Origin of the sequence: Parasaccharibacter sp. TMW2.1890 (genome assembly GCF_023337645.1) — a bacterium.
In the GTDB taxonomy this organism is placed as follows: domain Bacteria; phylum Pseudomonadota; class Alphaproteobacteria; order Acetobacterales; family Acetobacteraceae; genus Bombella; species Bombella apis.
Map to the genome: position 1 here is coordinate 453989 of NZ_NWUV01000001.1, position 25944 is coordinate 479932.

Genomic DNA, 25944 nt, shown 5'->3' on the forward strand with positions numbered 1-25944 from the left:
GGCAGAAATGGATGGTTTGTCACTCTGGGTTGTCATGCTGTTCATAGGCCAAAAGGCTCATTCTGGCTTACTGGCTTTTCCTGATGTTGTAAAAAGGGCAGGCAACCCTGCCTATTGATTTTTGGGTTGGTCTTCTGAAAGACTGTCCGCTATCTGATGAGAGGACTGCCGGAAGGGTTGTGCGGGACTGTGTGCCCTGCGAGCGGCGACCGGGTCGAGGCAGGATGGAGTGAGGATTTATGGTTGCAGACAAGATGATCGAACCTGTCATTGGTGTCATCGGGGGCTCAGGCCTTTATGAGATTGACGGGCTGGAAAACCGGGAGTGGCGGCGTTGTGAATCCCCCTGGGGCGCTCCTTCCGATGAGCTCCTCTTTGGCACGCTGGAGGGGGTGCGCTGCGTGTTTCTGCCCCGTCATGGCCGTGGGCATCCCATTCCGCCCTCACGTCTGAATTACCGTGCGAACATTGATGCCCTCAAGCGGGCCGGTGTGACGGACATCATCTCTCTCTCTGCCGTGGGGTCTCTGAAGGAAGAGCTGGCTCCGGGCCATTTTGTGCTGGTGGATCAGTTCATTGACCTGACACAGGGGCGCCCCCGGACCTTTTTTGAGGAAGGCTGCGTGGCCCATGTCAGCATGGGTGAGCCGGTTTCCGCCCGCATGGCCACCACGCTGGCTGATGAGGCCGAAAAGCTGGGTATCACGGTTACACGGGGCGGCAGCTATGTCGTGATCGAGGGGCCGCAGTTTTCCACCCGGGCCGAGAGCGAGCTTTATCGCTCATGGGGGGCGTCGGTCATCGGCATGACGAACATGCCGGAGGCCCGTCTGGCCCGTGAGGCAGAAATGAACTATGCTACCGTTGCCATGGTGACCGATTATGACTGCTGGCACGAAGAGCATGAGCACGTCACGGTGGATGCTGTCGTCCGTACCATGAAGAGCAACTCCAAACATGCCCGGGAGCTTGTTCGCCGGGCCATTCCGGCCCTTGGCAAGGCCCGCCCCATCTGCACCGGTACCGGTGCAGCCGAGCGTGCGCTGGACAATGCCATCATCACGCCGCCGGAAGCCAGAGACTTCTCCGTTCTGGCCCGTCTGGACGCTGTTGCGGGGCGTGTGCTGTTCAGCTGAGCGCCAGCCTGATGGCTTTGTGAAGGGAGGGCCTCCCTGCCGGATGGCGGGGAGGTCTTTCTGCGTGCAGGGCCTTCAGAAACCGTGAAGCAGGCCCCCGTCAACCGGGATGCGGGTCCCGGTAATGTAGGCCGCCAGAGGACTGGCCAGAAAGGCGGCCATGTGCCCCAGCTCTTCGGGTTGGCCGTAGCGGCCTGCGGGCACGCCGTTTTCTTTCTGCCTGCGGAACTCTTCGAGCGGAATGCCAGCCTTTTCAGCCCGTATCCTGTTCAGGGTGGCGACGCGGTCCGTCTCGAAGCGGCCGGGCAGCAGCGTATTGACCGTCACGCCATCATGGGCGACCTCCCGGGCGAGGGTTTTGCCCCAGCTGGCCAGTGCGGAGCGGAGTGCGCTGGAGAGAACGAGGTTGGGAATGGGCTCCACGATACTGGTGGAGGACACCATGATGATCCGGCCGAACTGTCGTTGCCTCATGCCCGGCAGATACTGGCCGACAAGCTGCATGACAGGCAGAAGCATCGTGGCGGTTTCTTTCTGCCAGAGTGCCGGATCGCAGGCCGTGGCAGGCTCCAGGGGCGGTCCGCCGCCATTGCCGATGATGATGTCCGTCTCCGGCATGATATTCTGGAGGGCTGTCAGGCAGGTCTGTACGCTGTCTGGTGCCGAGAAATCCACGGCATGCCAGTGCGGGGTGATGCCGGTATCGGCTGCCAGATCATGAGCGGCCTGCCGCAGTCTGTTTTCATCACGGGCCAGCAGACAGGGGCGGACGCCTTCCCGTGCCAGGGATCGGGCAATGCCCAGTCCCAGCCCCCGGCTTCCTCCCATGATGATGGCTGTTCGTTCTTGCAGATGCAGGTCCATGATGGCCTCTCCTGATCCTGTAAAGACGCCCCTTTTCAGGGAATGGAAAAGAGAAGTTTTCACCTCTTCGTGGTCAGGAGCAAGAGGGAATGAAACGGTGTGGCTCATGACAGGATGCGCCTGTTCATGAATGTTTGTTTGAAAGTAAGAACGATTAAAAAATCTCCGGTGCCTCGGAGGGGAGTTCTTGACGCTACAGGGGGGCGTCACTATCTCTCATTCGCCCCGTTTGATCGGGGAGTTTACTGGTGCGCTGCTAGAATGAGCGCAATAACCCGGCTGCGCTGCTTTATGGAAGGGCCAGCCTAAAATGGAGTGATCCATGACGAAGTTTCGTCCCCTTCACGACCGTGTAGTGGTCCGCCGTCTGGACGGTGAAGAAAAAACCGCCGGTGGCATCATCATTCCTGAAACCGCCAAGGAAAAGCCGATGGAAGGCGAGGTCTTGGCCGTTGGGTCCGGTGCCCGCAATGAGCAGGGTCAGGTCGTGCCGCTGGATGTCAAGGCTGGCGACCGTGTCCTGTTTGGCAAGTGGTCCGGTACCGAGGTGAAGATCGGCGGTGAAGACCTGCTGATCATGAAAGAGAGCGACATTCTGGGCATCGTCGGCTGAGGCCACATTCCCGGACATTTTTCTCTCTGACCATCTTTGAAGGAATTAGGTGTTATGGCTGCTAAAGACGTGAAATTTGGTGCTGATGCCCGTGAGCGCATGCTCCGTGGTGTTGATATTCTTGCCAATGCCGTGAAGGTGACGCTCGGTCCGAAGGGCCGCAATGTCGTTCTGGACAAGAGCTACGGTGCCCCCCGCATCACCAAGGACGGCGTTTCCGTCGCCAAGGAGATCGAGCTGGCCGACAAGTTCGAGAACATGGGCGCACAGATGGTGCGTGAGGTGTCCTCCAAGACCAACGATGTGGCTGGTGACGGCACCACGACCGCTACCGTTCTGGCCCAGGCCATCATCCGTGAGGGTGCCAAGGCTGTCGCCGCCGGCATGAACCCGATGGACCTGAAGCGTGGCATCGACAAGGCCGTGCTGCGTGTTGTGGAAGAGCTGAAGACCCGCACCAAGAAGATCTCCTCCCAGGATGAGATTTCCCAGGTCGGCACGATCTCTGCCAACGGTGAGTCCGAAGTCGGCAAGATGATCTCCGAAGCCATGGAGAAGGTCGGTCACGAGGGTGTCATCACGGTGGAAGAGGCCAAGGGCCTGCACACCGAGCTGGATGTCGTGGAAGGCATGCAGTTTGACCGTGGCTACATCTCCCCGTACTTCGTGACGAACACGGAGAAGATGACGGCTGATCTGGAAAACCCCTACATCCTGATCCATGAGAAGAAGATCTCTTCTCTCCAGCCAATGCTGCCGCTGCTGGAAAGCGTCGTGCAGTCTGGCCGCCCGCTGCTGATCATCGCCGAGGAAGTCGATGGTGAGGCTCTGGCCACGCTGGTCGTCAACAAGCTGCGTGGTGGCCTGAAGATCGCTGCCGTGAAGGCTCCGGGCTTCGGTGACCGTCGCAAGGCCATGCTGGAAGACATCGCCATCGTGACCGGTGGTCAGGTCGTCTCCGAGGATATCGGCATCAAGCTGGAATCCGTCACGCTGGACATGCTTGGCACGGCCAAGAAGGTGCATATCGACAAGGAGAACACCACCATCGTCGAGGGTGCCGGTGCTGCCGAGGGCATCAAGGGCCGTTGCGCCCAGATCCGCTCTCAGATCGAAGCCACGACATCCGACTATGACCGTGAGAAGCTCCAGGAGCGTCTGGCCAAGCTGGCTGGTGGCGTTGCCGTCATCCGCGTCGGTGGCAGCACCGAGGTCGAGGTGAAGGAGCGCAAGGACCGCGTTGATGATGCCCTGCACGCAACCCGTGCGGCTGTTGAGGAAGGTATCGTCCCGGGTGGTGGTACGGCTCTGGCCCGTGCAAGCCTGCTGTTCGATGACCTGACCTTCGAGAATGACGACCAGCGTGCTGGTGCCCAGATCGTTCGCAAGGCTCTTCAGGCTCCGCTGCGCCAGATTGCCCACAATGCTGGTGAAGATGGTGCCGTGATTGCTGGCAAGGTGCTGGAACTGAGCAACTACAACGAAGGCTTTGACGCCCAGAAGGGTGAGTACAAGGACCTCGTGGCTGCCGGTATCATCGACCCGACGAAGGTCGTCCGCACGGCCCTTCAGGATGCAGCCTCCGTGGCTGGCCTGCTGATCACCACCGAAGCCATGGTTGCCGAGCGTCCGGAGAAGAAGTCCGACGATGCTGCCGGTGCCGGTATGGGTGGCATGGGCGGAATGGGTGGCATGGGAGGTATGGGCGGCTTCTGATCGCTCATTCTTCCCCATCCCGGTCACTCTGGCCGGGATGGCCTCCTGTTACGACAGGTCAGAAGAAAAGCCTCGCTCTCTCGGGAGCGGGGCTTTTTGGCATGGAAGAGGAGTTCATTTAGGCAGGCTAATAACTTTCTCTTGTATTTTTTCACGGGAATGAACACCATAGATTTTCCCTTCCTTTTCTTTTATAAAGAAGAAAAAATTTTCTTTAAGTAAGTTTATAATAGCAATTTCAATGTCTTCTTCATTTAGATATTCCTTGGGGTGATACCAAAGACCAAGATGGACGGCTTGTTCATAACATCCTTTTTGGGGGGATGAAATGAAAGCATCATCTTCTAGTGTTAATTCTATGGCCGTGTATTTGTATGAGCTGTTTATTTTCTCTAATATTGAACAAATGTCGATTTCTATAAAAGCAAATTTTTGTGGAAATTTCTTACGACTCTTTGACAAGTATTCTAGACAGTTAAAGAAACGTTCTTGCTGACTGGATTTTCCAGAATATAACAACGAAATATATTCTTCGTTCGGTTTCTTTTCGAAAGCATCATAGGTAATAAGTTCCCGTGAGTAGTCTCCATCATAAATTTTTGTTCGTAGTTGTTCCAGCGTAATTTCAGAACCTGCGTTTATTTTAGGAGAGGGGACGTAACGGTAAAGAATATTCCCTTTTATTTTAGGTAAATTCATTAAAAGGGAGATTAATTTACTCATTCCATTATTATCCTAATAATATTTTCCATATCATAAGGGACACGTATTCTCTGTGGAATTCGGATAAATCCACGAGAATTTGTAAAATTGTGATCTTTTACCTTTGATAATACATATTCAAAGACATCCATTTCTTTTGCTGTGATTTTTATAGTGCCACTTCCAAATATCATGACCCCAAGAGCTTCCTTTTTATAGTCTTTAAAGTAGTTTATTTCAATATTTTTCTCTCTCATTGATAGAATAAGCGGAATCATCCTGATTAAATTATAGAAAGGATGAAAATACTTTCTCTGTGACTCTTTTTGGTATATTTCTTCTCCAAGGACATCTAATAGTGCTTGGTATTCCTTTTCTACAAATATTTTAACTTCATTCGAGATATTGGGCGGCGTATTCCTTTTCTGAGAAGGTCTCAAATCATATAGTGAGCAAGAGAAATCATCTAGCGAGCGAGGGTCTTTCTTCATTAAAAGAATGAAATACCTTATAATTTCTTCGTCATCAGCCTTCTTTTTGGGCTTATCTTTTGGAAAAGGAAGGTATGTCTTGTTTTTACCATCATACTTCCCTGGCTTTAAGTAAGTCGAGAATTCAAGAATTTCTGTGGTTTCTTCTTCGGGAGAGAAAGAAAGAGTGGTGTTAATCGGCTCATTCTTCATTGTCTTCTGTTCTTTTATTAAGTTTATTAAGGAAATTTGAGATTCCCGTATGTATGGACTTACATGAACCTTTTGTTAGGGCGAACGAAGCGATAATTTCATTTTCTAGCTCCGCATCAAGGAATTCTAATATTAACATGTGTGCATTATAATTTGTTCTTGTTCTAATTCCTAAGGGGAATATTACAGGCTCTTTTCTTCTTTTTGTAGGATTTTTACTTTTGGAGTTGCTGTTAGGTGGTGTTTCTTTTTGGTCTGCCATTAGTTGTCTCCCTATAAGTATAGCTGCAATTCGCCCTGATTCTGATCAAAACAAACCATTCACGCTGAGAGTATATTGTATCCTGCTAAAATTGAAGTAGTTCTTTTAGAAAATTACCGATATCCTCCAACGTCTCACTCAATGGCAGCCGCTGGACGGGTACGCCATCCGGGAAGGCGGAGAGAAGGCGGGACGGCATCCGGCTGTCCAGAATGATGAACACGCCCCGGTCATCAGCCCGGCGGATGAGGCGCCCGAAGGCCTGACGCAGGCGCATCCGGGTGATGAGGTCGTCATAATCGCCCGGCCTGCCGCCGGAAAGATGGCGGCGGCGTTCCCGGTGAAGAATGTCGGGCCGGGGCCAGGGGGTGCGCTCCATCACCACCATGCGGAGGGCCTCTCCAGGGACATCCACGCCATCACGCATGGCATCCGTGCCCAGCAGGCAGCTGTTCGTCTCGGTACGGAAGACATCCACCAGCGTGGCGTTGTTCATGGCGTCCACATGCTGGGCGTAGAGGGGGATGTTCTTCATCCCCAGCGGCTCATGGATGCGGCGGTGGACCTCTTTCAGCCGTTGAATGGCTGTGAAAAGCCCCAGAGCTCCTCCATTGGCGGTTTCAAAAAGAGCCTGAAAGGCCTGCGCCTGTGCTGCCGGGTCCCGTGAGACATCCGTGATGATGTAGGCCCGTGTCTGGTGGGCATAGTCGAAGGGACTCATTAGGGCAGCCCGCATGGGGGGCTTGAGGAAATGCGCCGTGCCCAGTCGTCGCTCAGCCTTTTCCCATCCGGCTTCCCCGTCTTCATCCGGGCTGCGGTCCCGCAGGGTGGCGGAGGTGATGAGCAGCCCGTGCGTGGTGCTTTGCAGGGTACTGGCGAAGGGAATGGTCGGGTCCAGCCAGTGGCGGTTCAGGGCAATGTCGTGTCCTCCCTGGAGGAGCCGTGTGGGGGGTAAAGGCTCCCGGTGGATGAAGTCCACGTAGGTCGGCAGGCTTGTCTGGGCAACGGGTTGCTCCATGATGGCCCGTACCATGCTGATCCACCCTTGAAGGCGGGAGAGGGCACGGCGATGCAGGCTGCGTATGGTTCCCTCCAGCCGTTGCTGGAAGGCTGTATCGGGGTCTTCCTCCTGCGCTTCCAGAGCTTCCTGAAGGTGCCGGATGATCCGGTCCAGCGGGGTGACGATGTCCTGAAGGGCCGTGAGCAGGGTTTCGGCGTGCTCACGCAGCGGGGCGGGTATGGGGTGCAGGTCGCATTCCTGGCGAGGATAATGGCCCTGCTGGCCGCGGGTCTGCATCTGTATTTCCGCTATGCGGGCATCCAGATGCATGTCCAGCATCTGGAGGAACGCCTCGGCCGGTTGGGGGAGGGACGCTTCCTCGACCATGGCGAGGGGGAAAGGGTCTTCCTCATCGTCATCAGGCGGGGTGGCAGGCCTGTCTTCCAGCGGGGGGACGTCTGGTGGCGGCGGGGCCATGCGGGCCTGCCGGGCCTCGTGCAGGCGTCCGCTCCAGCCGGGGCGTGGCAGGCCTTTCTGTGTGGCAAGGACAAGCTCCTGAAGGGCATCCTTGAGGGCTGGCAGGCGCTCCATCAGGTCTTCCATGCGGCGCATCAGGCCACGGGCACGGGAGCGGCTCCCCTCAGCCCCGAGTATCCAGCGGCGCAGGTCGGCTGCTTCCAGCCCGGAGAAGACCAGAGAGAAGGCACTGTCTGCTGCATCAGGGATGTGATGGCCTTCATCAAAGACATAACGGGTGGGGACGCCATTTTCGTCTGCCAGATTGCCGGGTGCCATGTCCTGCGGCAGCATGGCGTTCCACGCTGCCTGGGACAGGACGAGCGCATGGTTGGCGATGACGAACCGGGCATGTTGTGCACGGCGTATGCCATGTTCGATGAAGCAGCTCTGATAATGCGGGCAGGCGGAATGGATGCACTCGCCCCGCCGGTCGGCAATCATGTTCAGCAGCCCGGGCTGGAACAGGTCCCCGAACCAGCCGGGAAGGTCGCCCCCCATCAGGTCGCCATCTTCCGTGGTCTCGGCCCAGAGAGCGAGAAAGACCAGCGGGATGAGGCCAGGCTGCGCCTGTGGCTGGCGGTTGAGAAGGGCGGTGGTGATATCTTCCAGGTTCAGGAGGCAGAGATAGTTTTCCCGCCCCTTGCGGATGACGGCAAGCTCATGCCGTTCTGTCGGATCGGGGTAAAGACGGGTCAGTTCCTGTTCGATCTGCCGTTGCAGATGGCGGGTATAGGTACTGACCCAGACAGCTCCGTCATTCTTTTCGGCCCAGAGGCTGGCCGGGGCGATGTAGCCCATTGTCTTGCCCGTGCCGGTACCCGCCTCGGCCAGCATGATATTGGGGGCATTGGCGACATCCCGGGGGGTGAAGGCGTAGCTGGTGGCCGAGGCAAAATCGGCCTGACCGGGGCGGGGTTCTGCATGCCTGCCCAGCAGGGCGGAAAGACGCCTGCGGGCTTCCTGCTGGCTGACTGGCTGGCTGCCAGCAGGGGGACGGGGCGCACGCTCTTCCCACTGGGGCAGGCGCCGCCATATTTTCAGGGCATCAATTTCTCTGGATCGTCCCGAAGATGCAGAGGGAGGAGGCAGGGCTTCTTTCACGATGTCATGCCAGCTCCATCCGGCCTGGTCCAGAGTGGGCAGCAGAAGGTGGAGCGTCGCGATTTTCTGGGGAGGCTGTCCCGACAGCTCATCCAGAAGGTGCTGGGCAATACGGTAGAGACTGTCGGCCTGTAGGGGAGCTGTATCCGTCGGTTCTGCAAGGCCCAGCTCCAGGGCGAGGCCACGGGCTGTCGGGGTCACGCTCCGGGCCGGATGGACGAGAAGGAAGAGTTCCAGCAGGTCCAGCCAGGGAGCGGGAAGAGGTTCCGGGGGCAGTTCCAGCAGGCGGAGCGTGGCAGGCCCGTGGATGAGCAGCGGCGGCGGCAGCTGGCGGAGCATGTCCCGGACTTCGGCAAGGGGAATGTCCAGCACCTCACCATCAGGCGTGATGAGGGAGGAGAGGCCATGTCGTGCGATCAGGGCTGGCGCATCAAGGTGGGAGCGGAACAGGCTGGGCATGCTCCAACTCATACACAGGAAGTCCCCCTTCTGCGAGGGGAAAGCAGTGCACGCCCCGCCTGCATACTTGACCAGAGGGGGGAGGGTTCATAATTAACGTAGTCCTATGCAGAACAAAACGCCTTCTCCCCAGAATGATTCGTCTTTCCCCAAGCTCTGGCCGTTTGAGGAAGCCCGTAAACTGGCCGCCCGTGTGGCAGACAGGGACCCCAGCAAACCGGTTCTGATGGAGACAGGCTACGGGCCTTCCGGCCTGCCGCATATCGGTACGTTCGGCGAAGTGGCCCGGACGACATGGGTCCGGCAGGCTTTTGAGAAGCTGACAGGTCGCCAGACCCGTCTTCTGGCCTTTTCTGATGACATGGATGCCCTGCGCAAGGTGCCGGGCAATGTCCCCCAGCAGGAGATGCTGGCTGAGCATCTTGGCCTGCCGCTCTCCCGTATTCCCGATCCGTTTGGCACGCATGAGAGTTTTGCGGCGCACAACAATGCCCGCCTGCGCCAGTTCCTTGATGCGTTCGGGTTCGATTATGAATTTGCTTCTGCAACCGATTACTACACGTCCGGCATCTTCGATGCGGCGCTGAAGCGTGTTCTGGAAGAGCATGACCGCATCATCGAGGTGATCGCTCCCACGCTGGGCAAGGAACGGCGGGCGACCTATTCCCCCGTGCTGCCGATCCATCCCGAGACGGGCCGTGTCATGCAGGTGCCCATCATCAGCGTGAACCCGGAAGCCGGGACAGTCGTCTGGAAGGACGAGGACGGGAAGAGCTTTGAGACATCCGTCTATGGCGGACAGGCCAAGATGCAGTGGAAGGCCGACTGGGCCATGCGCTGGTATGCTCTGGGTGTCGATTATGAGATGTCCGGCAAGGACCTCATCGACAGCGTGAAGCTTTCCTCCAGGATATGCCGCATTCTTGGCAGTGAGCCACCGCTGAACCTGACCTATGAGCTGTTCCTCGATGCCAATGGGCAGAAGATCAGCAAGTCCAAGGGAAATGGCCTCTCCGTGGAGGAATGGCTGCGGTACGGCCCGTCGGAGAGTCTGGCTCATTACATGTTCCAGCAGCCGACCCGTGCCAAAAGGCTCTATACGGACATGATCCCCAGAGCCACGGATGAATATCTGGCCCTCGTGCAGAAGGGTGAGCAGCAGAGCGCAGAGGAGTTTCTTTCCAACCCGGTATGGTTCATCCATGAAGGGAAACTGCGCCCGCAGGATACCAGCCCGGTTTCCTTCACAGCCCTGCTGAATCTGGCCAGTGTGGCCAATGCCCGGGAAGTGGAGACACTCTGGAAGTTCCTGCGGCGTTATGATTCCAGCCTGTCGCCAGAGACACATCCTTATGTGGCACAGCTGGTGCAGCACGCTCTGGATTACTTCAATGAGCGTGTCCGTCCGACCAAGGTGTTCCGTGCTCCGACGGAGATAGAGCGCAAAGGTCTGGAAGACCTCGCAGCAACGCTGAAGACGGTGCCGGACAATGCGACCCCGGATGATGTGCAGAATGTCGTATTTGAGGTCGGCAAGCGTTACTTTGCCAAGCCGGAGCTGCGGTCCTGGTTCGGGTGCCTGTATGAGGTGCTGCTGGGGCAGAAAGAGGGCCCCCGCTTCGGCATTTTTGCGGCTTTGTTTGGCCTGAAGGAGACTGTTGCCCTCATTGATGAGGCTCTGGCACGTCCTGTTGAGCCTGCCGGGGCAACGGAGGAAACCAGAGGCTGAGGCATGACGGCTCCCTCCGGTATGCCAGATGGTGCGGATGCCTCTCCGTCACTTGCTGACGGACGGCTGCGGCGTTTTCTGACGCGTCTGCCGGCCATGGTGGGGCTGGTCCTGCTCATTTTTGCGGGGCTGGTGATCTGGCGGGAGCTTCAGCATCTGTCCCTCCAGCAGGTGATGGCGGGGCTTCATGCCATTCCTGCCGCCGCCTTGTGGAAGGGGGCCGGGGCAACCATTCTTTCTTATGCCATCCTGTCTTTCTACGATGGTCTGGCCTGTCATCATGTGCAGGCGGGCATTTCGTGGCGGCGGTCAGCCTTTGTGGCGTTCTGTTCCTATGTCCTGTCCCATAATCTTGGGTGCGCAGCCATTTCGGGCACGGCTGTGCGCTACAGGCTCTATCGTAACTGGGGTGTGCCGGGGATCAAGATTGCGGCCATCGTGGCGTTCTGTTCCGTCACCTACTGGCTGGGGATGCTGGGGCTTGTGGGGTTCATCCTGCTGGCCCAGCCGGGCATTATTCCTTATGTCCGTCATCTGCCGCCCTGGGTAACTGATCTTGGGGGAGCAGCCTGTTTCTCTGTCCTGCTGGCCTATGTGCTTCTGCCCTGCTGGAAGCAGGAAGTGCATATTGGCAGGTGGACATTGCGGTTTCCAGACTGGCGGATCGGGCTGGGGCAGATCCTGTCCAGCATGGCGGACATGTCTGCTACCGCCCTGATCGCCTGGTGTGTGCTGGATACGCTGCCCAATGGGAGCGGCCTGACATTTGGCGGGTTTCTGGCCATCTATATCGGGGCTTACACGGCCGGTCTGCTGGCCAATGTTCCGGGTGGGCTGGGAGTGTTCGACAGCACCATGCTGCTGGCGCTGTCCCCGTGGTTTTCCGTGCCGCACATCATGGCAGGGATTCTGGTTTTTCGCCTGTTCTATTACATCATTCCCCTGCTTCTGGCGGGTGCCATGTTTGCCGGGCATGAGCTGTTCATAAAAGGGGCACCTCTGCTGGCCCGGTTTGGCAGGACCGTGGAGCACAGCCAGAGTCTGCGTTCATCTGAAGCGGATTTCGCCACGATCGTTGCCACGGGCAGTCAGGCCGTGCTGGGCATCGTCATCGTGGTTTATGCCCTTCTGGCACCATTGCCTCCGTTCCATTCTTTCTGGAGTGCGGTCCTTCTTCAGGGCGCCGCTTTTCTGCTGACCCTCATCGGGGTGATGCTCGTCGGCCTGTCTCTGGGGCTGTCCCAGCGGGTGGCGTTGGCCTGGCGGCTTTCTGTCGGGGCTCTGTCCATCACGCTGGTGATCCTGACCGTAAGGCAGGCCCATTGGGTGGCTTTTCTTGTCGTGCTGGCCGTGCTGTTCGTTTTGCTGCCATTCCGCAAGACCTATTACAGGCAGGCTTACTGGCGGGTAGAGCCGTTTTCTCCTTTTGTTCTGGCGCCATTCTCGCTCTGGCTGTGCGGGTTGGCCGGTGTCAGCTGGATCGCCCGTCAGCGGCATCTCGGGCATGTCTGGTGGCGTTCTATGGTTCATGATGCCCATACGGCGGTCGGGCGCTGGTTTCTCGGTGGTGCGGCCGTGTGCTGTCTGCTGGGGCTGTGGTTTGCCCTGAGGAAAGCACGGCTGCATCTTCTCCCATGGAACATGGATGCCCGGGTGCAGTACGCCTGCCTTCAGGATTCAGCAGAGGCTCTTTCCCTGCCGTGTGAGCGCCTTTTCGTGCCTGATGGCATGTTGTCGGATGCAACGGGGAAGGCTGCCTGCGCGGTGGTCCGGCTGAAGCCTTTCCTGCTGTCGGAGCCAGTGCTCCTGTGTCTGGGCGGAGCCGTGGGAGCACGGGGACAGCGGGGCGGTGCTGTCTGGCGGCTGCGGGATTACGCCGTGCAGGAAGGGTGCCAGCTGGCCGTCCTTCAGCAGGGAGCACGGCAGGCGGACATCTACGCCTCTTTCGGCCTTGGTCTTTTTTCTCTTGAAGGCGACGAGGGATGGTTTCTTGTCTGCCGGCCGGAAGATTATCACGCCCTGAAGCTGCTGCTGGGCCTTTAGAAAAACCCGTTTTCCTCATCAGTCAGAAGAGGGCTGACGTGCGGCAGGGCAAGCCCCGGCTGGGCCGGGTAGGCTTCCAGAATCTGGAGATGGGGGCCGGTGCCAGAAGGCAGATGCTCTACCAGACTGATGTGGTCTACTGTCATTTCAGAGCTGTGAAAGAGGTTGTGCCGCTGTATCCATGGGATGAGATCGGTCGGGGAGGCCGGTTCCAGCCAGGCAATGGTCACTTCCGGGACGACGGCACGGCGGGGCAGGGAGAGGCCTGCGCGGCGGAGGGTGCTGGCAAGCCGCTTCTGCAAGGCAAGTAGCGGGGCCTGCGGAGTTAGGCTGACTGTCAGCCGGTCTTCCATCTCTCCCATCTGATGGCCGACCTGATGGAGGGCCAGAGAGAAAGGTTCCCATCGCAGGTGGGACAGGGTCATGTCCAGCTCCTTCATCTCGTGGCGGCTGTTTAGGTGGCCAAGGGGCTGGAGGGGGATCAGACACTGTTCTGCCGGTGACCAGCGGACATCATCCAGACTGCCACGCAGCAGGCCAAGTTCTGCCTGTATGGTGGGGGACAGCGTGAGGGCGAGGGAAAGATTCATGGGGCCTCCCGCAAATCAGGGAGATTAACAAAAAGAAAGTCAGGGTCTTGTCCTGAATTCTTGACTTGGGAAGAAACTACCCCACATTCTACGGGAACGATAGGGGCGGGCCCAGTGAGTCCCCCCTGAAGACTTATCGCAGCAAGTGGATATCATGGCTTTCCATTCCGATTACGAGACAACACGAGGACAGGCGGCTGCCGCTTTTGATGCGGGTCTGCGGGCTTACATGCTGCGTGTCTACAACTGGATGGCTCTTGCTCTGGGGATAACGGGGGTGACGGCCTATGCCGTGGTCCATACGTCGCTCCGGGCGCTGTTCTTTCATGTCGTGCAGAGAGGGGATGCTTTTGCGCTGGCTCCGACCGGACTGGGGATGGTGAGTGTTTTCGCCCCTCTGGCCTTTGTCATGGTGCTGTCCTTTGGTGTGAACCGTCTCTCCCGTTCGACAGTGCAGCTTCTGTTTGTGCTGTTCAGCGTGGCCATGGGCGTCAGCATGGCATCGCTGCTTCTGGCCTACACAGGGTCTTCTGTTGTCCGGACATTCTTTATTGCCGCCTCCCTGTATGGCGTCATGTCTCTCTGGGGGTATGTGACGAACCGGTCCCTCATGGGGATGGGGTCGTTCCTGACGATGGGGCTGATAGGTCTGGTGATCGCTTCTCTGGTCAACATGTTCATCCCGGCCCATGGGCTGACAGTGGCCATATCTTTCATCGGGGTGCTGCTGTTCACGGGGCTGACAGCTTATGACACCCAGCGCATCAAGCTTTCCTATCAGCAGTATGCGTCTGTCCTTCCGGCTGAAGAGACGGGGAAGATGGGGATCTATGATGCCCTGACGATGTATCTGAATTTTGTAAATCTCTTTCAGTTCCTGCTGCAGTTTACAGGGACAAGATCTGGTGGGCGCGATTGATCCACTGATGAGTCGGGTCAGTACAGGAAGAGGAGCCTCCGGGCTCCTTTTTTGTTGCGATTTTTTGCGGTTGAAAGGAAAATGGAAAATTAAGCGATCATCTTCTTGTTTTTGATGAAAATATGATGTTTTCTCAGAAATGGCAGATAACCGGTCTTTTTTTTAAAAAGACCGACGGGGTTCCTTTTTTTTATGAGGCTTGCCCCCTTGTAATCTCCGTTATTCGGGAAGAATAAAGTGGGCGGCACTGGGGTCTCAGGGCTCCATATTTCATATTGAGTACGGAGGGAGTTCCCTTCTGTTGTCAGGATACGAACGGGAAAGGCACAAATAAGATGACAACGTTCGGTGGCGATCGCGCTGTCCTGACTGTGTCAGAAAGTGTTCCGGCCTTTTTATGGCGGAACAACAGATAGAGGCAGGATCCATGAAAAAACTCTGGCGATTTTTCCCGGCGTTGCCTGCATTGATGCTGTCGGGCTGTACGGTTGATCTTCTTCAGCCAGCCGGCCCGATCGGGGAAGGTAATCGCGACATGATGGTGCTTGAATGGGCCGTCATGATGTGCGTTGTGGTTCCGGTGATTATTGCGACACTCGTATTTGCCTGGAAATACCGGGCTTCCAATACGAAGGCGGAATATCTGCGGAACTGGTCACATTCAAACAAGATTGAAGTGTTCATCTGGGGTGTCCCCATTCTGATCATTCTTGTTCTGAGTGGCTTCAATTACTGGAGCACGCATTATTACGACCCGTACAAGCCCATCTCCAAAGAGATGCAGGTAAAAGTTGGTGCGCCCGATGCAAAGCCGCTCCATGTGGAAGTTGTTTCCCTGGACTGGAAGTGGCTGTTCATTTACCCAGACCTTGGGATTGCAACCATCAACGAGCTGGATGTCCCCACAAAGACACCTCTGGATTTCCGGATTACGTCTGACAGTGTGATGACATCGTTCTTCATTCCGCAGCTGGGGTCACAGATCTACAGCATGGCCGGGATGGAAACACAGCTCCACCTGATGGCAAGCCGCCCGGGCAATTTCCAGGGTGAGGCCGCCCAGTACACGGGGCCGGGCTTCTCCGACATGCGCTTCCGCACGATTGCCATGCCGCAGGAGCAGTTTGACGCCTGGGTACAGAATGTACGCAGTGGCGACAATCCGCTCGCAGCCAAGGAAGCCCTGGATGCACAGACGTACCCGAAATATCACGCCGCACCGGCTGCCCCGCATGCTGAGGCACCCAAGCCGGCTCCGGTCGTGTATTTCTCCAACGTACAGTCTGGGCTGTTTGAGAGCATTGTTGCGAAATACAATGTCGGCATGACCCATGAGAACCACGGCACGAGCATGGGCGACAAGTCCATGGACATGCCTGCTGAGTCTCATACGGCTGCACCTTCCAATACCGGCATGTGAGGACTGATCTAAAGATGCTCGGAAAACTTACCCTTTCGTCCATACCGTATGATGTGCCGATTCTTGTCGGTACATTCATCGGTGTGGCTGTAATCGGGATTGCCGTTCTTGCGGCGGTCACCTATTTCAAAAAATGGGGTTATCTGTGGCGCGAGTGGCTGACCACGGTCGACCACAAGAAGCTCGCCATCATGTATGTTGTTCTCGGTCTCGTCATGCTTGTGCGTGGCTTTGCCGATGCGCTGATGATGCGTACACAGCTTGCCCTTGCCTACGCAGGTAACCCCGGTTATCTGCCTCCGCACCATTATGACCAGGTCTTCTCGGCCCATGGTACGATCATGATCTTCTTCATGGCCATGGTGATGATGCAGGCCCTGTTCAACTTCGTGGTGCCATTGCAGATTGGTGCGCGCGACGTTGCGTTCCCGCTGATCAACTCGATCAGCTTCTACATGACGCTCGTCAGTGCCATTCTCATCAACATCTCCCTCTTCATTGGTGAGTTCTCCAATGTTGGCTGGCTCGGCTACCCGCCGATCTCCGAACTGCAGTTCAATCCCGGCGTCGGTGTGGATTACTACATCTGGTCGGTGCAGATCTCCGGTATCGGTACTCTGCTGACAGGGATGAACTTCCTGACGACGATCATCAAGCTGCGTGCCCCCGGCATGAAGTGGATGCACATTCCCGTCTTCACATGGACGGCTTTCTTTGCCTGCATCATGATCCTGACGACCTTCCCGGTTCTGACGGTTTCCATGGCTCTGCTGGCTCTGGATCGTTACCTCGGCATGCACTTCTTTACCAATGATGGTGGCGGTAGCGTCATGCTCTACCTGAACCTGATCTGGTCCTGGGGTCATCCGGAAGTTTACATCCTCATCCTGCCTGCCTTCGGTGTGTTCTCCGAAATTGCAGCGACCTTCTCCGGCAAGCCGCTCTTCGGTTATGCCACGATGGTCATCGCAACGGGTATCATCACCTTCCTGGGCAGCATCGTGTGGGTTCACCACTTCTTCACGATGGGTGCTGGTGCTGATGTGAACACTTTCTTCGGTATCATGACGATGTTCATCGCCGTGCCGACGGGTGTGAAGATCTTCAACTGGCTCTTCACCATGTACAAGGGGCGTGTCCGCTTCGAAGGTCCGATGCACTGGATCGTCGGCTTCATGATCACCTTCTCCATCGGTGGTATGACCGGTGTCATGATGGCCATGCCGGCAGCAGACTGGGTGATCCACAACTCCCTGTTCCTGGTGGCGCACTTCCATAACGTGATTATTGGTGGTGTGTTCTTCGGTTACGTGGCTGGTCTGAGCTACTGGTTCCCGAAGGCTTTCGGCTACAAGATGCGCGATGTCTGGGGTAAATGGGCGTTCCGTTTCTGGTTCGTCGGTTTCTACCTCTCCTTCATCCCGCTCTATGCTGTTGGTCTGGAGGGCATGACCCGTCGTATGAACCATTACGACAACCCGAACTGGCACCCTTGGCTGCTCGTGGCCTGTGTTGGCGTGTTCGTTCTGGCTGCCGGTCTGGCCTGCCAGGTCATCCAGTTCGTGCTGGCTGCGTTTGACGCCGTCAACAAGAAGCCGGATGCTCTGGATCTGACGGGTGACAACTGGGGTTCTGGCCGTACGCTGGAATGGTCCCTTCCATCTCCGGTTCCGCACTACAACTTCGCACGTCTGCCGGTCATCCGTGGCCTGGATACGTTCCATATCGAGAAGGAGCTGGGTCGCCCGGCACCGGTCTCCGAGCTGGAGCCGATCCACATGCCGAAATATTCGGCGGTTGGCCCGATGCTGGGTGCCTGCGGGCTGCTGATCGGCTTTGCGCTGGTCTGGCACATCTGGTGGGCTGTGATCGTAGGGCTGGTCGTAGCCTTCTTCACCATCGTTCACCGCAGTGCGAACCTGGATGTTGATTTCTACGTCACCGTGGAAGAGATCCGTGCTGATGAAGAAGCTTTTGCCCGGCGGCTTGCCGCTGCCAAGGCAGCAGAGTAAAGGGAGGCGATGAAAACCATGTCTTATGACGTAATGCACGCGCCCTCTGCTCATCACGATGAGCATGAGCATCATCAGCAGGAAACCACGATCTTTGGTTTCTGGATCTACCTGATGACAGACTGTATCATTTTCGGCACGCTGTTTGCCGTCTTTGCTACACTCTGCCATCACTTTGCTGGTGGGCCGACGGGGAAGGACCTGTTCGATATCAAGAATGTTGAGATCGAAACAGCCATCCTGCTTTTCTCCTCCATCACCTACGGCTTTGCTTCCATCAACGCCCACAAGAAGAACAAGGGTGCCGTGCTGGGTTGGCTGCTGCTGACCTTCGTGCTCGGCGTGTCCTTCGTCGTTCTGGAGATCAACGAGTTCCACGAGCTCGTGGCTCACGGCGCAGGGCCGGACAAGTCCGCCTTCCTGTCTTCTTTCTTCACGCTGGTAGGGACACATGGGCTGCATGTCACGATCGGTCTGATCTGGATGCTGGTCCTGTTCTTCCAGATCATGGGCAAACAGGGGCTTAGCACCCGGATGCAGACGAAACTGACGTGCCTGAGCCTGTTCTGGCATTTCCTTGACATCGTCTGGATCTGCGTCTTTTCCTTCGTTTACCTGGGGAGTGTTGTCTAATGAGCGGGAATCATACGACATCGCACGAAGGTGAAAATCACGGCTCCTATGGCTCCTACATTGTAGGGTTCATCCTTGCCGTGGTCCTGACAGTGGCATCCTTTGCCACTGTTCTCAGCAAGGCCTTCTCCTTCTGGCAGACGATTGCCATTCTCGGTGTGCTGGCTGCGGTCCAGATGGTCGTCCATCTGATCTTCTTCCTGCACATGGGTACGAAGAGCCTCTCCCAGCGGCAGAATCTGGCAGCTTTCATCGTGACGGCCCTGATGGTCCTGATCGTGGTTGCCGGGTATCTGTTCGTTCTCTGGGACGCTCAGGCGAACATGATGGCTGGTTGATAGACCGGCCCATCATGTCAGCGACATGAAGAAACCGGTGGGGGGAAACCTCCACCGGTTTTTTTATGTGTGATGCAGCCGTGGCGGCCATGCAAAGAAAAACCCCCGGAGGGACAATTCCCCCGGGGGTTCTGTTCCGTTCCAGCAGGAAGAAGGCTGGCGTCAGTCCTTGTGTGGCTCTTCGGAGAGCATCTCACGCTTGCCTTCCTTGCCGTTCCATTCCTCACGGTCGGCCGGGGGCGTGCCCTTCTGGCTCATGTTCGGCCAGATGGCTGAATATTTGGCATTGATCTCCATCCAGTCAGCGGCACGGGCATCACTGTCGGGGAAGATGGCTTCTGCCGGGCACTCAGGCTCGCACACGCCGCAGTCAATGCATTCATCAGGATTGATGACGAGGAAGTTCTCACCAGCGTAGAAGCAGTCAACGGGGCAGACTTCCACACAGTCCATGAACTTGCAGCGAACACAGTTTTCTGTGACCACATAGGCCATTATTGCCGTCTCCGGTTTGGTGTTGCAGGCCAGCCAAACGGCCCATTTCAAAGATTCCAGCACTGATATGCCGAAAGCGGAGGGCCTTTTGCAAGCCTATTGTCAGAAATTGGCCGTCTTTTCCTCGATCCGTTCATAAAGGAGGGCGGCCTCTCTGGCAGGACCACGTCGCTCTCCCAGCTGCATGACACGCCATACGCAGACCTCCCCCTGACGGTGGGGAGAGGCGAAGCTGACGATGTCTCCCAACCGGAGGCGGGCATGGGTCTTGTGGGTCCGCTGTCCGTTGATGCGAACCCGTCCCTTGCGGATGAAGGCGGCGCAGAGACCACGGGTTTTGGCCAGGCGGGTGTAATAGAGCCAGAGATCAAGCCGCTGTCCGTCCATCATGATGATCTGCCAGATGACCAGTTCCGGAGGGCTGCGAATGGTGAGTCGGCCTGCTTCTGGGCGGCTTTCTGTTCCCTGCGGCCAGCAGACGGTTTCTGTTGCCGGTTCCTGCGCCGTTCGGTGCCTTTCTGGCGGCCGGAAGGCCGTGTGTCCCTGCGGCCCGTCCGACCCAGAATGATGAGGGGCGAGGCGACGCCATACTGCCCGGCCGAAAGCGGCTGTGGCGCATGATGGGGAATGTTCAGGCTCTTGAGCAGGGCGGGCAGCAGGGTCGCCTTTATCCCGAGGGATGAAGCCAGTGTGTCGGGAGCCATGATATTGCGGCCGGGCTGCCTGCCATGAGGGCGAAGGGTGGAGAGCAGGGCATCCAGCCTGTCCAGACGGACATGCACGGGGCCGGCCTTTTCCCAGCCCGGCGGGGGGATGGGATGGCCATCGCTTGTGAGACAGATGCGGGCGGCATCGGGTGTGGCCTGCTGGCGGTCATGCCAGATGTTGTGCAGCAGGACCATCATCGGCAGGCAGGCCGGGCGGAACAGCTGCGGGCAGTAGACCTGCCGCCAGCCGATGCGAACCCCGCTGCGGTGCAGGCGTTTTCTCTCGGCAGGGGTAAGGGTGCGGTCTTCGGGCAGGGTAGGGGTGGTGCCGCCATCCTCCCGCAGGCGGTAATAGAGGCCACGCAGGGTGGGACTGTCCTGCAGCTTGTCTTCCAGACGGAAAAAGAATTCCAGAACGGTGCTGATCCGCTCCGTCATCAGGGCCTGAAGATGGGTCTGTACCTGTCGGCTCTGGTGGTTGTCCTGAAACTCACCGGGCAGAAGCTGGATGAGGGGGTGAAACAGGTCATCGCCCCGCACGAGGGTGGCAATGGGGGCACCTTCCCAGTGAATCTGCCTGTCATCGGTCAGGGTGAACCGGCTGATGTCCTGTGTGAGGAAATGGCGTATCCGGGCGGGCATGGCCTGCCGCAGGGCACGCCTGCCTGCCCGGCGCAGCAGGTCACCCTCCCGGCTGTCGGCGGGCGTGTCGATCTGCATGGTGAAGCCCACAATCTGCCCGACCTCGTGCCCTTCCACGATGATGCGGTTCTGGGGGGTGACGGCATGGAGAGCCTCGGAGGCCGCCCCGGGTTCAGGACGGCGGAGCAGGGCGGTGGCCCGCCTGTTGACGAAGCGTTCCTTCAGCCGTTCATGCAGCGTGTCGGAGAGGCGGTCCTCCACGGCACGGCAGCGTTCCTGCCACTGGCGGCTCTGGTGCATCCAGCCCGTCCGGGCAGCCACATAGGCGCAGACCCGCACGCCGGAGAGCCGGTGCATCAGTGTGTCCATGTCGCCATCCAGCCTGTCCAGCCCTCTCAGCTGGCCTTCCATCCACGCTGGAGGGATGCGGCGATGTTTCAGGAGGTCAAGGAACAGGCGGGCACAGAGGCGTGTATGGCTGCCATCGCCCAGCTTGCGGAAGTCCGGAATCTGGCAGACATCCCAGAGCAGTTCCGTTGCCCTGTGGCCACGGGCCACCTCCCGGATGTCGTCCATCTGCATGAGGCCGGTCAGGACATCCAGATCGGAGGCCGTACGCCCGGTGATCAGGCCGGGGCGGGGAGGCTTGCGCATCAGGCTGTTGAGAAGCGTCTCGGGCGAGGTGTAATCCAGAGCCGTCTGCCGCCAGTAGACGGCCTTGATGGCCTCGAACTCATGGTCTTCCACTGCCTTGACGAGCTGCTGGCTCATGGGCGGGCAGGAGGCCGTCGTGCCGAAGGTACCATCCCTCATGCCCCGGCCAGCCCGACCGGTGATCTGGGCGACTTCCTGCGGCGTGAGGGCACGGGAGTTCTGGCCGTCAAACTTGTGCAGGGCGGCGAGGGCGACATGGTCCACATCCATGTTCAGCCCCATTCCGATGGCGTCGGTAGCCACGAGATAGTCCACATCCCGGTTCTGGTAGAGGGCGACCTGTGCATTGCGGGTACGGGGGCTGAGACGGCCCATGATGATGGCACAGCCACCCCGTTTCTGCCGGATGGCCTCGGCAATGGCATATACCTCCGTGGCGGAGAAGGCCACGATGGCCGAGCGTGGTGGCAGACGGGTGAGGTTGACCGGCCCGATGTTCGTCAGCCGGGAGAGGCGTTCCCGGGTCTCGATCGTGATGCCGGGAACCAGCTGCCGGAGCAGCCCCCGGATGGTCTCAGCCCCCAGAAAGAGCGTTTCTCCCTTGCCACGGGCATGGAGGAGCCGGTCGGTGAAGATGTGGCCACGGTCCGGGTCTGCGGCGAGCTGTATCTCGTCAATGCCGACAAAATCCACCTTCCGGTCCAGCGGCATGGCCTCCACCGTGCAGGAGAACCAGCGGGCCCCCGGTGGAATGATTTTTTCTTCCCCTGTCAGCAGGGCGACATGGCGCTCGCCTTTCAGCTTCACAAGGCGCTCGTAATTCTCCCGGGCCAGCAGGCGGAGGGGAAAGCCGATGATGCCGCTCTGGTGCGCCATCATGCGGGTCAGGGCGTAATGGGTCTTGCCGGTGTTGGTGGGGCCAAGTACGGCATGGATCACCCCCGATTGCCGGGAAGTGGCTGGGGCAAAGGCTGGATGTGGTCCCGTCATGGCTGGAATGATCTTGCCTGAATCGGATAAAAGCAAGACATTCCATGCAGTTTTTCAGGAAGGCCAGAGTCACGCTCTGGATGATGGGACGGTATCCATATGTCTGACGCTCCGTTTTTGCCCCTCTGTACCTCTGGCGATGGTGGGGTGGCTCTCCCCCTCCATCTGGTCAAGGCAGGTGATGAGGCGACCCTTGCCCACCTGCTGGGGGAGCATGAGGCCTTCCTGCGGCAGCAGGGCTTCGAAGGGCGTGCGGGGCAGTTCACCTTCCTGCCGGGTGGTTCCGGTGTGGCCGGGGCCGTGTTCTGCGTGGAGGAGGGGCGAGGCCCCATGCCTTATGGTGCCCTGCCTGCCCATCTGAAGGAAGGATGCTGGCAGCCGCAGCCTGAAGGGCAGGAGGACGCCGCTCACGACGCCATGCTGGAGGAGCTGGTTTTGGGGTTCTGCCTTGGGGCGTATGATTATTCGCTGAAGCATGAGGGAGGCAAAGACCAGAAGACGGGGCCAAAACTCTGCATTCCGGCCAGCCTCGGGAGAGAGGCCCGGATTCTGGCCCGGGCTGCCTGGCTGGGGCGGGACCTTATCAACACGCCCGCCAATCTCATGGGACCGGCGGAGCTGGCTACTGCTGCCCGCAGGATGCTGGAGGAGCGGAAGGTTGCGGTTGAGCTGGTGGAAGGTGAGGCTCTGGAGAAAGCCTATCCCTGTCTGGCGGCGGTGGGTGCCGGGTCGGACAGACCAGCCGTGGTCGTGATCGGCCGCCGGGATGGCCGGAGCAAGGATGCTCCCCGCCTGTCCCTCGTGGGGAAGGGCGTCTGCTTCGATACGGGCGGGTATGACATCAAGCCCGGCTCCTCAATGGCGAAGATGAAGAAGGACATGGGCGGGGCTGCCCTGATGCTGGCACTGGCCTGTGCCCTGCTGGATGCCGGAACCGACATTGCGCTGGAAATCCGCCTCGGCTGTGTGGAGAACAGCGTCTCCGGCCATGCCATGCGCCCGGGGGACGTGCTGACAACCCGCAGGGGGCTGCGTGTCGAGGTGGGCAACACGGATGCGGAGGGGCGTCTCGTTCTGGCAGACCTTCTGGCAGAGGCTGCCGAGAGCCAGCCTGACGTCCTGCTGGATGCGGCGACGCTGACGGGGGCTGCCCGTGTGGCTCTGGGGCCTGACCTGCCCGCCCTTTTCAGCAATGACGAGGAGCTGGCGGACCATATCCTGGCCTCCGGCAGGGAAGCTCACGACCCGCTCTGGCAGCTGCCGCTCTGGGCAGATTATGACGGCTGGATGGACAGCTCCATTGCGGACTGCAACAACCTGTCATCCCGCCCGATGGCCGGGGCGATCACGGCAGCCCTGTTCCTCCAGCGTTTCGTTCCGGAAGGGCAGAGATGGGCGCATGTGGATACCTATGCGTGGAATGACACGGCCCGGCCCGGTCGTCCCGCAGGCGGGGAGGTGCTGGCCCTGAGGGCACTTTTCCGTGCGTTCTCGGAAAGTTTCTGAAAAGAAACAATTTGTAATCTTGTGTGCAGCAACCTGTTTTTTCTTGCCTTTTGCAAGGGAAACGGGTTTTGGAATGGCTGCCTTGCGCTGAGAGTGCTTGTCATTTCGATGTGAAAACGTCACAGAATGGATGGTAGAATGAAATCCCTATACAGGTGCGTCTGATACCACAGCCGGAAGGCTTGCTGGGCCGGCAGGATGATAGGGTGTGTGAAACCGGGAAACGATGGGGCTTTTGTTATGAGTCGGAATGCTGATAATCGCATGCTTCAGTTGCTGCGTGATACGATCGTTTCCACAGTACGTGGTGAGGGGCCGGATCTTTCTGCCCGTCAGCTGGCTGTGTTTCTGAGCTGCTATCTGGAAGATGGCGCCCATACGGTGCGGGGCCTTGCCCAGTCTCTCAATGTGTCCAAACCAGCTATTACCCGTGCGCTGGACCGATTGAGCGAGCTTGATCTGGCCCGCCGCAAGGTGGACCCGCTGGACCGTCGTTCCATTCTTGTTCAGCGAACCCTGAAAGGCTCGGCCTATTTGCGGGACCTGCGTGGCGTGATGGAAGAAGCCTGCGCTGATGATGTGGTTGTCCGTGCGCCTGTTCTTTCATCCGTGGCGTCTCTCCAGACCCGTCGGGCTGGCTGATTTCTTGTCCGGGCCTGTCTCTTTTCTCGACCTGCCCGCCCAGCAGAGGCGTCTTGGGGCGGCCCTGCGGGAGCGGCTGGATCGGGTTCTGGCTCATTGCCGTTTCGTAATGGGGCCGGAAGTGGCGGAGCTGGAGGAGCGTCTGGCCCGTCATGGTGGTGCCAGACATGCTGTCGGCGTGTCCTCCGGGACGGATGCTCTGCTGATGGTTCTGATGGCGGAGGGCATTGGCCCCGGCATGGCGGTTTTTCTGCCAGCCTTTACCTACACGGCCACTGCGGAGGTGGTGCTTCTGCTGGGGGCGGTGCCAGTTTTTGTGGATGTGGACCCGCATACCTTCCAGATCAGCCTGCCATCTCTGGAGCAGCGTCTGGCGGATGTCCGGCAGGATGGTCGTCTGAAACCTGTAGCCATCATGGGGGTGGATCTGTTCGGGCAGCCAGCCCCATGGGATGAGCTGAACGACCTTGCCACCCGGGAAGGGCTTTTTCTTGTTGCGGACTGCGCCCAGTCTTTTGGCGCTTCTTACAGGGGGCGCCGGCTGGGGCATGAGGCCAGAGCCACGACTTTGTCCTTTTTCCCTTCCAAACCGTTGGGATGTTATGGCGATGGCGGGGCCGTCCTGACGGACGATGACGACAGGGCCGCACTTTATCGCTCTCTGAGAAGCCATGGGGAAGGGCCGCAGCGTTATGACGTGCAGCGCATCGGGCTGAATGCCCGGCTGGACAGTCTTCAGGCAGCTGTTCTGTTGGCCAAGATGGATGTTTTTGATGAGGAGCTGAAGAGGCGTGAGGCTGTGGCCTGTGCTTATGATGCTGGTCTGCCGTCGCTGGTCCGTCCGCCAGCACGGGTGCCGGAAAGCCAGAGCGCTTGGGCTGTCTATTGCGTGACCCTGCCATCCCGTGCCCTGCGGGACAGTCTGCGGGCCCGCCTTGCCGAGGCGGAAATCGCCACGGCCATCTATTATCCCATGCCGTTGCATCAGCAGCCAGCGTACCGGGCGGTGCATGATGGCGTTGCCCTGCCTGTGGCAGAGAGGATAGGAGAGCATGTGCTGGCCCTGCCGATCCATCCTGATCTTTCTGATGAGGCGGTTGCGCATGTGCTGGCTGTGACTGGAACATGGGCGGAGGAGCAGGATGAGCCGCAACAATAAGTTTCTTCTGGTTTTTGCGGTGGCGGTGATCGTGCCGGTCGTGCTGATCTGGACGGTGGCGTGGCCCATTCTGCGCCCCTGGTCCCTGCCGGACATTGCCCGTGGGACAGTGCAGGAAGCTGGAGAAGAGCGGAACCTCATGGCCGATGAGATCACGGCCATGAACCAGTGGCTGCACCAGCACCAGACAGGCTGGGGAATTTCTGGCGAGGTCCCCCCCAAGGATACACCGGCGGAGGCTGTTTATCAGCTTTCCAGTGCCGATGGTCAGGCCGTCATTCTGTCAGCCTGGCACTTCCGGCATGGTGCCGATGTGGTGGGTATCCAGACAAAGGCAGGTGGGGCGTACCGGATGCGTTCTTTCGAACGTGGGACACTCCATCTGCCTGATCTTCCCTGAGGGGGAAAGT

At 58.4% G+C, this 25944-nt stretch carries 23 protein-coding genes; 14 read left to right on the forward strand and 9 right to left on the reverse strand.

Annotation, left to right across the window (positions count from 1 at the left end; translation table 11 throughout):
- The first annotated feature begins 239 nt into the window (after positions 1–239).
- The gene (locus CPA54_RS02005) at positions 240–1136 is read left to right on the forward strand and encodes an S-methyl-5'-thioadenosine phosphorylase (protein ID WP_043560531.1); all 897 of its coding nucleotides are present in this window, start codon (positions 240–242) and stop codon (positions 1134–1136) included.
- Positions 1137–1211: 75 nt separating this feature from the next.
- On the opposite strand, the gene CPA54_RS02010 is transcribed toward CPA54_RS02005, so the two are convergent.
- On the reverse strand, positions 1212–2000 hold the full coding sequence (locus tag CPA54_RS02010) for an SDR family oxidoreductase (RefSeq protein ID WP_043561370.1): 789 nt from the start codon (positions 1998–2000) through the stop codon (positions 1212–1214).
- 322 nt (positions 2001–2322) lie between these two features.
- Between CPA54_RS02010 and groES the strand changes: the two genes are divergently transcribed.
- Entirely contained in the window at positions 2323–2613 is a 291-nt protein-coding gene (gene groES, locus CPA54_RS02015; protein WP_043560528.1) for a co-chaperone GroES, read from the forward strand.
- 54 nt (positions 2614–2667) lie between these two features.
- On the forward strand, positions 2668–4329 hold the full coding sequence (gene groL, locus CPA54_RS02020) for a chaperonin GroEL (RefSeq protein WP_043560525.1): 1662 nt from the start codon (positions 2668–2670) through the stop codon (positions 4327–4329).
- A 114-nt stretch (positions 4330–4443) separates the two neighbouring features.
- On the opposite strand, the gene CPA54_RS02025 is transcribed toward groL, so the two are convergent.
- The 4 genes from CPA54_RS02025 to CPA54_RS02040 all read right to left on the reverse strand — a co-directional run bounded on the left by CPA54_RS02025 (position 4444) and on the right by CPA54_RS02040 (position 9055).
- Complete coding sequence (locus CPA54_RS02025) at positions 4444–5052, reverse strand: hypothetical protein (RefSeq protein ID WP_249085439.1); 609 nt, start codon at positions 5050–5052, stop codon at positions 4444–4446.
- Positions 5049–5714, reverse strand: coding sequence for a hypothetical protein (locus CPA54_RS02030; RefSeq protein ID WP_249085440.1), 666 nt, complete (start codon positions 5712–5714; stop codon positions 5049–5051). Before CPA54_RS02030 ends, CPA54_RS02025 begins: the two co-directional genes overlap by 4 nt.
- Positions 5704–5976, reverse strand: a complete 273-nt coding sequence (locus CPA54_RS02035) for a hypothetical protein (RefSeq protein WP_249085441.1) — start codon at positions 5974–5976, stop codon at positions 5704–5706. Before CPA54_RS02035 ends, CPA54_RS02030 begins: the two co-directional genes overlap by 11 nt.
- Before the next feature lie 85 nt (positions 5977–6061).
- Positions 6062–9055 (reverse strand): ATP-dependent DNA helicase, encoded by a 2994-nt coding sequence (locus tag CPA54_RS02040; protein WP_408902143.1) that lies wholly within the window; start codon positions 9053–9055, stop codon positions 6062–6064.
- A gap of 106 nt (positions 9056–9161) precedes the next feature.
- Here CPA54_RS02040 and CPA54_RS02045 point away from each other — a divergent pair, with 106 nt between their 5' ends.
- Together CPA54_RS02045 and CPA54_RS02050 are read left to right on the forward strand one after the other, a co-directional pair.
- The gene (locus tag CPA54_RS02045) at positions 9162–10784 is read left to right on the forward strand and encodes a lysine--tRNA ligase (RefSeq protein WP_249085443.1); all 1623 of its coding nucleotides are present in this window, start codon (positions 9162–9164) and stop codon (positions 10782–10784) included.
- A 3-nt stretch (positions 10785–10787) separates the two neighbouring features.
- Positions 10788–12827 (forward strand): lysylphosphatidylglycerol synthase domain-containing protein, encoded by a 2040-nt coding sequence (locus tag CPA54_RS02050; RefSeq protein ID WP_232086317.1) that lies wholly within the window; start codon positions 10788–10790, stop codon positions 12825–12827.
- On the opposite strand, the gene CPA54_RS02055 is transcribed toward CPA54_RS02050, so the two are convergent.
- Positions 12824–13417: a 2'-5' RNA ligase family protein gene (locus tag CPA54_RS02055; RefSeq protein WP_249085444.1), complete on the reverse strand. Its 594-nt coding sequence runs from the start codon at positions 13415–13417 to the stop codon at positions 12824–12826. The genes CPA54_RS02050 and CPA54_RS02055 overlap by 4 nt on opposite strands.
- Before the next feature lie 154 nt (positions 13418–13571).
- Between CPA54_RS02055 and CPA54_RS02060 the strand changes: the two genes are divergently transcribed.
- The 5 genes from CPA54_RS02060 to cyoD all read left to right on the forward strand — a co-directional run bounded on the left by CPA54_RS02060 (position 13572) and on the right by cyoD (position 18739).
- Positions 13572–14336, forward strand: a complete 765-nt coding sequence (locus CPA54_RS02060) for a Bax inhibitor-1/YccA family protein (protein WP_043560517.1) — start codon at positions 13572–13574, stop codon at positions 14334–14336.
- A 427-nt stretch (positions 14337–14763) separates the two neighbouring features.
- Positions 14764–15756 carry a ubiquinol oxidase subunit II gene (cyoA, locus tag CPA54_RS02065; RefSeq protein WP_249085445.1) on the forward strand — a complete coding sequence of 331 codons (993 nt, stop codon included), beginning with the start codon at positions 14764–14766 and terminating at the stop codon, positions 15754–15756.
- 14 nt (positions 15757–15770) lie between these two features.
- Positions 15771–17768 (forward strand): cbb3-type cytochrome c oxidase subunit I, encoded by a 1998-nt coding sequence (locus CPA54_RS02070; protein ID WP_043560513.1) that lies wholly within the window; start codon positions 15771–15773, stop codon positions 17766–17768.
- Positions 17769–17786: 18 nt separating this feature from the next.
- Entirely contained in the window at positions 17787–18401 is a 615-nt protein-coding gene (cyoC, locus tag CPA54_RS02075; RefSeq protein WP_043561362.1) for a cytochrome o ubiquinol oxidase subunit III, read from the forward strand.
- Entirely contained in the window at positions 18401–18739 is a 339-nt protein-coding gene (gene cyoD / locus CPA54_RS02080; protein WP_043560511.1) for a cytochrome o ubiquinol oxidase subunit IV, read from the forward strand. Before cyoC ends, cyoD begins: the two co-directional genes overlap by 1 nt.
- A gap of 162 nt (positions 18740–18901) precedes the next feature.
- On the opposite strand, the gene fdxA is transcribed toward cyoD, so the two are convergent.
- From fdxA to CPA54_RS02095, 3 genes are all read right to left on the reverse strand, one after another.
- Complete coding sequence (gene fdxA / locus CPA54_RS02085; RefSeq protein ID WP_043561359.1) at positions 18902–19234, reverse strand: ferredoxin FdxA; 333 nt, start codon at positions 19232–19234, stop codon at positions 18902–18904.
- 102 nt (positions 19235–19336) lie between these two features.
- On the reverse strand, positions 19337–19624 hold the full coding sequence (locus CPA54_RS02090; RefSeq protein WP_043560508.1) for an RNA-binding S4 domain-containing protein: 288 nt from the start codon (positions 19622–19624) through the stop codon (positions 19337–19339).
- Complete coding sequence (locus CPA54_RS02095) at positions 19621–22227, reverse strand: helicase-related protein (protein WP_249085446.1); 2607 nt, start codon at positions 22225–22227, stop codon at positions 19621–19623. Before CPA54_RS02095 ends, CPA54_RS02090 begins: the two co-directional genes overlap by 4 nt.
- A gap of 99 nt (positions 22228–22326) precedes the next feature.
- Here CPA54_RS02095 and CPA54_RS02100 point away from each other — a divergent pair, with 99 nt between their 5' ends.
- From CPA54_RS02100 to CPA54_RS02115, 4 genes are all read left to right on the forward strand, one after another.
- Positions 22327–23733, forward strand: a complete 1407-nt coding sequence (locus CPA54_RS02100) for a M17 family metallopeptidase (RefSeq protein WP_249085447.1) — start codon at positions 22327–22329, stop codon at positions 23731–23733.
- A gap of 240 nt (positions 23734–23973) precedes the next feature.
- The gene (locus CPA54_RS02105; protein ID WP_043561353.1) at positions 23974–24375 is read left to right on the forward strand and encodes a MarR family transcriptional regulator; all 402 of its coding nucleotides are present in this window, start codon (positions 23974–23976) and stop codon (positions 24373–24375) included.
- Positions 24376–24379: 4 nt separating this feature from the next.
- A complete protein-coding gene (locus tag CPA54_RS02110) occupies positions 24380–25534 on the forward strand; it encodes a DegT/DnrJ/EryC1/StrS aminotransferase family protein (protein ID WP_227656582.1) in 1155 nt (384 codons plus the stop codon).
- Entirely contained in the window at positions 25518–25934 is a 417-nt protein-coding gene (locus CPA54_RS02115) for a hypothetical protein (RefSeq protein WP_043560501.1), read from the forward strand. Before CPA54_RS02110 ends, CPA54_RS02115 begins: the two co-directional genes overlap by 17 nt.
- Positions 25935–25944: the final 10 nt, after the last annotated feature.

Excerpts from the sequence above, each read along its gene's own strand:
- CPA54_RS02105 (WP_043561353.1), top strand. The coding sequence starts at position 23,974 with ATGAGTCGGAATGCTGATAATCGCATGCTTCAGTTGCTGCGTGATACG.
- CPA54_RS02005 (WP_043560531.1), top strand. The coding sequence starts at position 240 with ATGGTTGCAGACAAGATGATCGAACCTGTCATTGGTGTCATCGGGGGC.
- CPA54_RS02060 (WP_043560517.1), top strand. The coding sequence starts at position 13,572 with ATGGCTTTCCATTCCGATTACGAGACAACACGAGGACAGGCGGCTGCC.
- CPA54_RS02040 (WP_408902143.1), bottom strand. The coding sequence starts at position 9,055 with ATGCCCAGCCTGTTCCGCTCCCACCTTGATGCGCCAGCCCTGATCGCA.
- CPA54_RS02030 (WP_249085440.1), bottom strand. The coding sequence starts at position 5,714 with ATGAAGAATGAGCCGATTAACACCACTCTTTCTTTCTCTCCCGAAGAA.
- CPA54_RS02045 (WP_249085443.1), top strand. The coding sequence starts at position 9,162 with ATGCAGAACAAAACGCCTTCTCCCCAGAATGATTCGTCTTTCCCCAAG.
- CPA54_RS02115 (WP_043560501.1), top strand. The coding sequence starts at position 25,518 with ATGAGCCGCAACAATAAGTTTCTTCTGGTTTTTGCGGTGGCGGTGATC.
- groES (WP_043560528.1), top strand. The coding sequence starts at position 2,323 with ATGACGAAGTTTCGTCCCCTTCACGACCGTGTAGTGGTCCGCCGTCTG.
- fdxA (WP_043561359.1), bottom strand. The coding sequence starts at position 19,234 with ATGGCCTATGTGGTCACAGAAAACTGTGTTCGCTGCAAGTTCATGGAC.
- CPA54_RS02035 (WP_249085441.1), bottom strand. The coding sequence starts at position 5,976 with ATGGCAGACCAAAAAGAAACACCACCTAACAGCAACTCCAAAAGTAAA.
- CPA54_RS02090 (WP_043560508.1), bottom strand. The coding sequence starts at position 19,624 with ATGATGGACGGACAGCGGCTTGATCTCTGGCTCTATTACACCCGCCTG.
- CPA54_RS02100 (WP_249085447.1), top strand. The coding sequence starts at position 22,327 with ATGTCTGACGCTCCGTTTTTGCCCCTCTGTACCTCTGGCGATGGTGGG.
- groL (WP_043560525.1), top strand. The coding sequence starts at position 2,668 with ATGGCTGCTAAAGACGTGAAATTTGGTGCTGATGCCCGTGAGCGCATG.
- CPA54_RS02070 (WP_043560513.1), top strand. The coding sequence starts at position 15,771 with ATGCTCGGAAAACTTACCCTTTCGTCCATACCGTATGATGTGCCGATT.
- CPA54_RS02025 (WP_249085439.1), bottom strand. The coding sequence starts at position 5,052 with ATGAGTAAATTAATCTCCCTTTTAATGAATTTACCTAAAATAAAAGGG.
- cyoD (WP_043560511.1), top strand. The coding sequence starts at position 18,401 with ATGAGCGGGAATCATACGACATCGCACGAAGGTGAAAATCACGGCTCC.
- cyoA (WP_249085445.1), top strand. The coding sequence starts at position 14,764 with ATGAAAAAACTCTGGCGATTTTTCCCGGCGTTGCCTGCATTGATGCTG.
- CPA54_RS02095 (WP_249085446.1), bottom strand. The coding sequence starts at position 22,227 with ATGACGGGACCACATCCAGCCTTTGCCCCAGCCACTTCCCGGCAATCG.
- CPA54_RS02010 (WP_043561370.1), bottom strand. The coding sequence starts at position 2,000 with ATGGACCTGCATCTGCAAGAACGAACAGCCATCATCATGGGAGGAAGC.
- CPA54_RS02050 (WP_232086317.1), top strand. The coding sequence starts at position 10,788 with ATGACGGCTCCCTCCGGTATGCCAGATGGTGCGGATGCCTCTCCGTCA.
- CPA54_RS02055 (WP_249085444.1), bottom strand. The coding sequence starts at position 13,417 with ATGAATCTTTCCCTCGCCCTCACGCTGTCCCCCACCATACAGGCAGAA.
- cyoC (WP_043561362.1), top strand. The coding sequence starts at position 17,787 with ATGTCTTATGACGTAATGCACGCGCCCTCTGCTCATCACGATGAGCAT.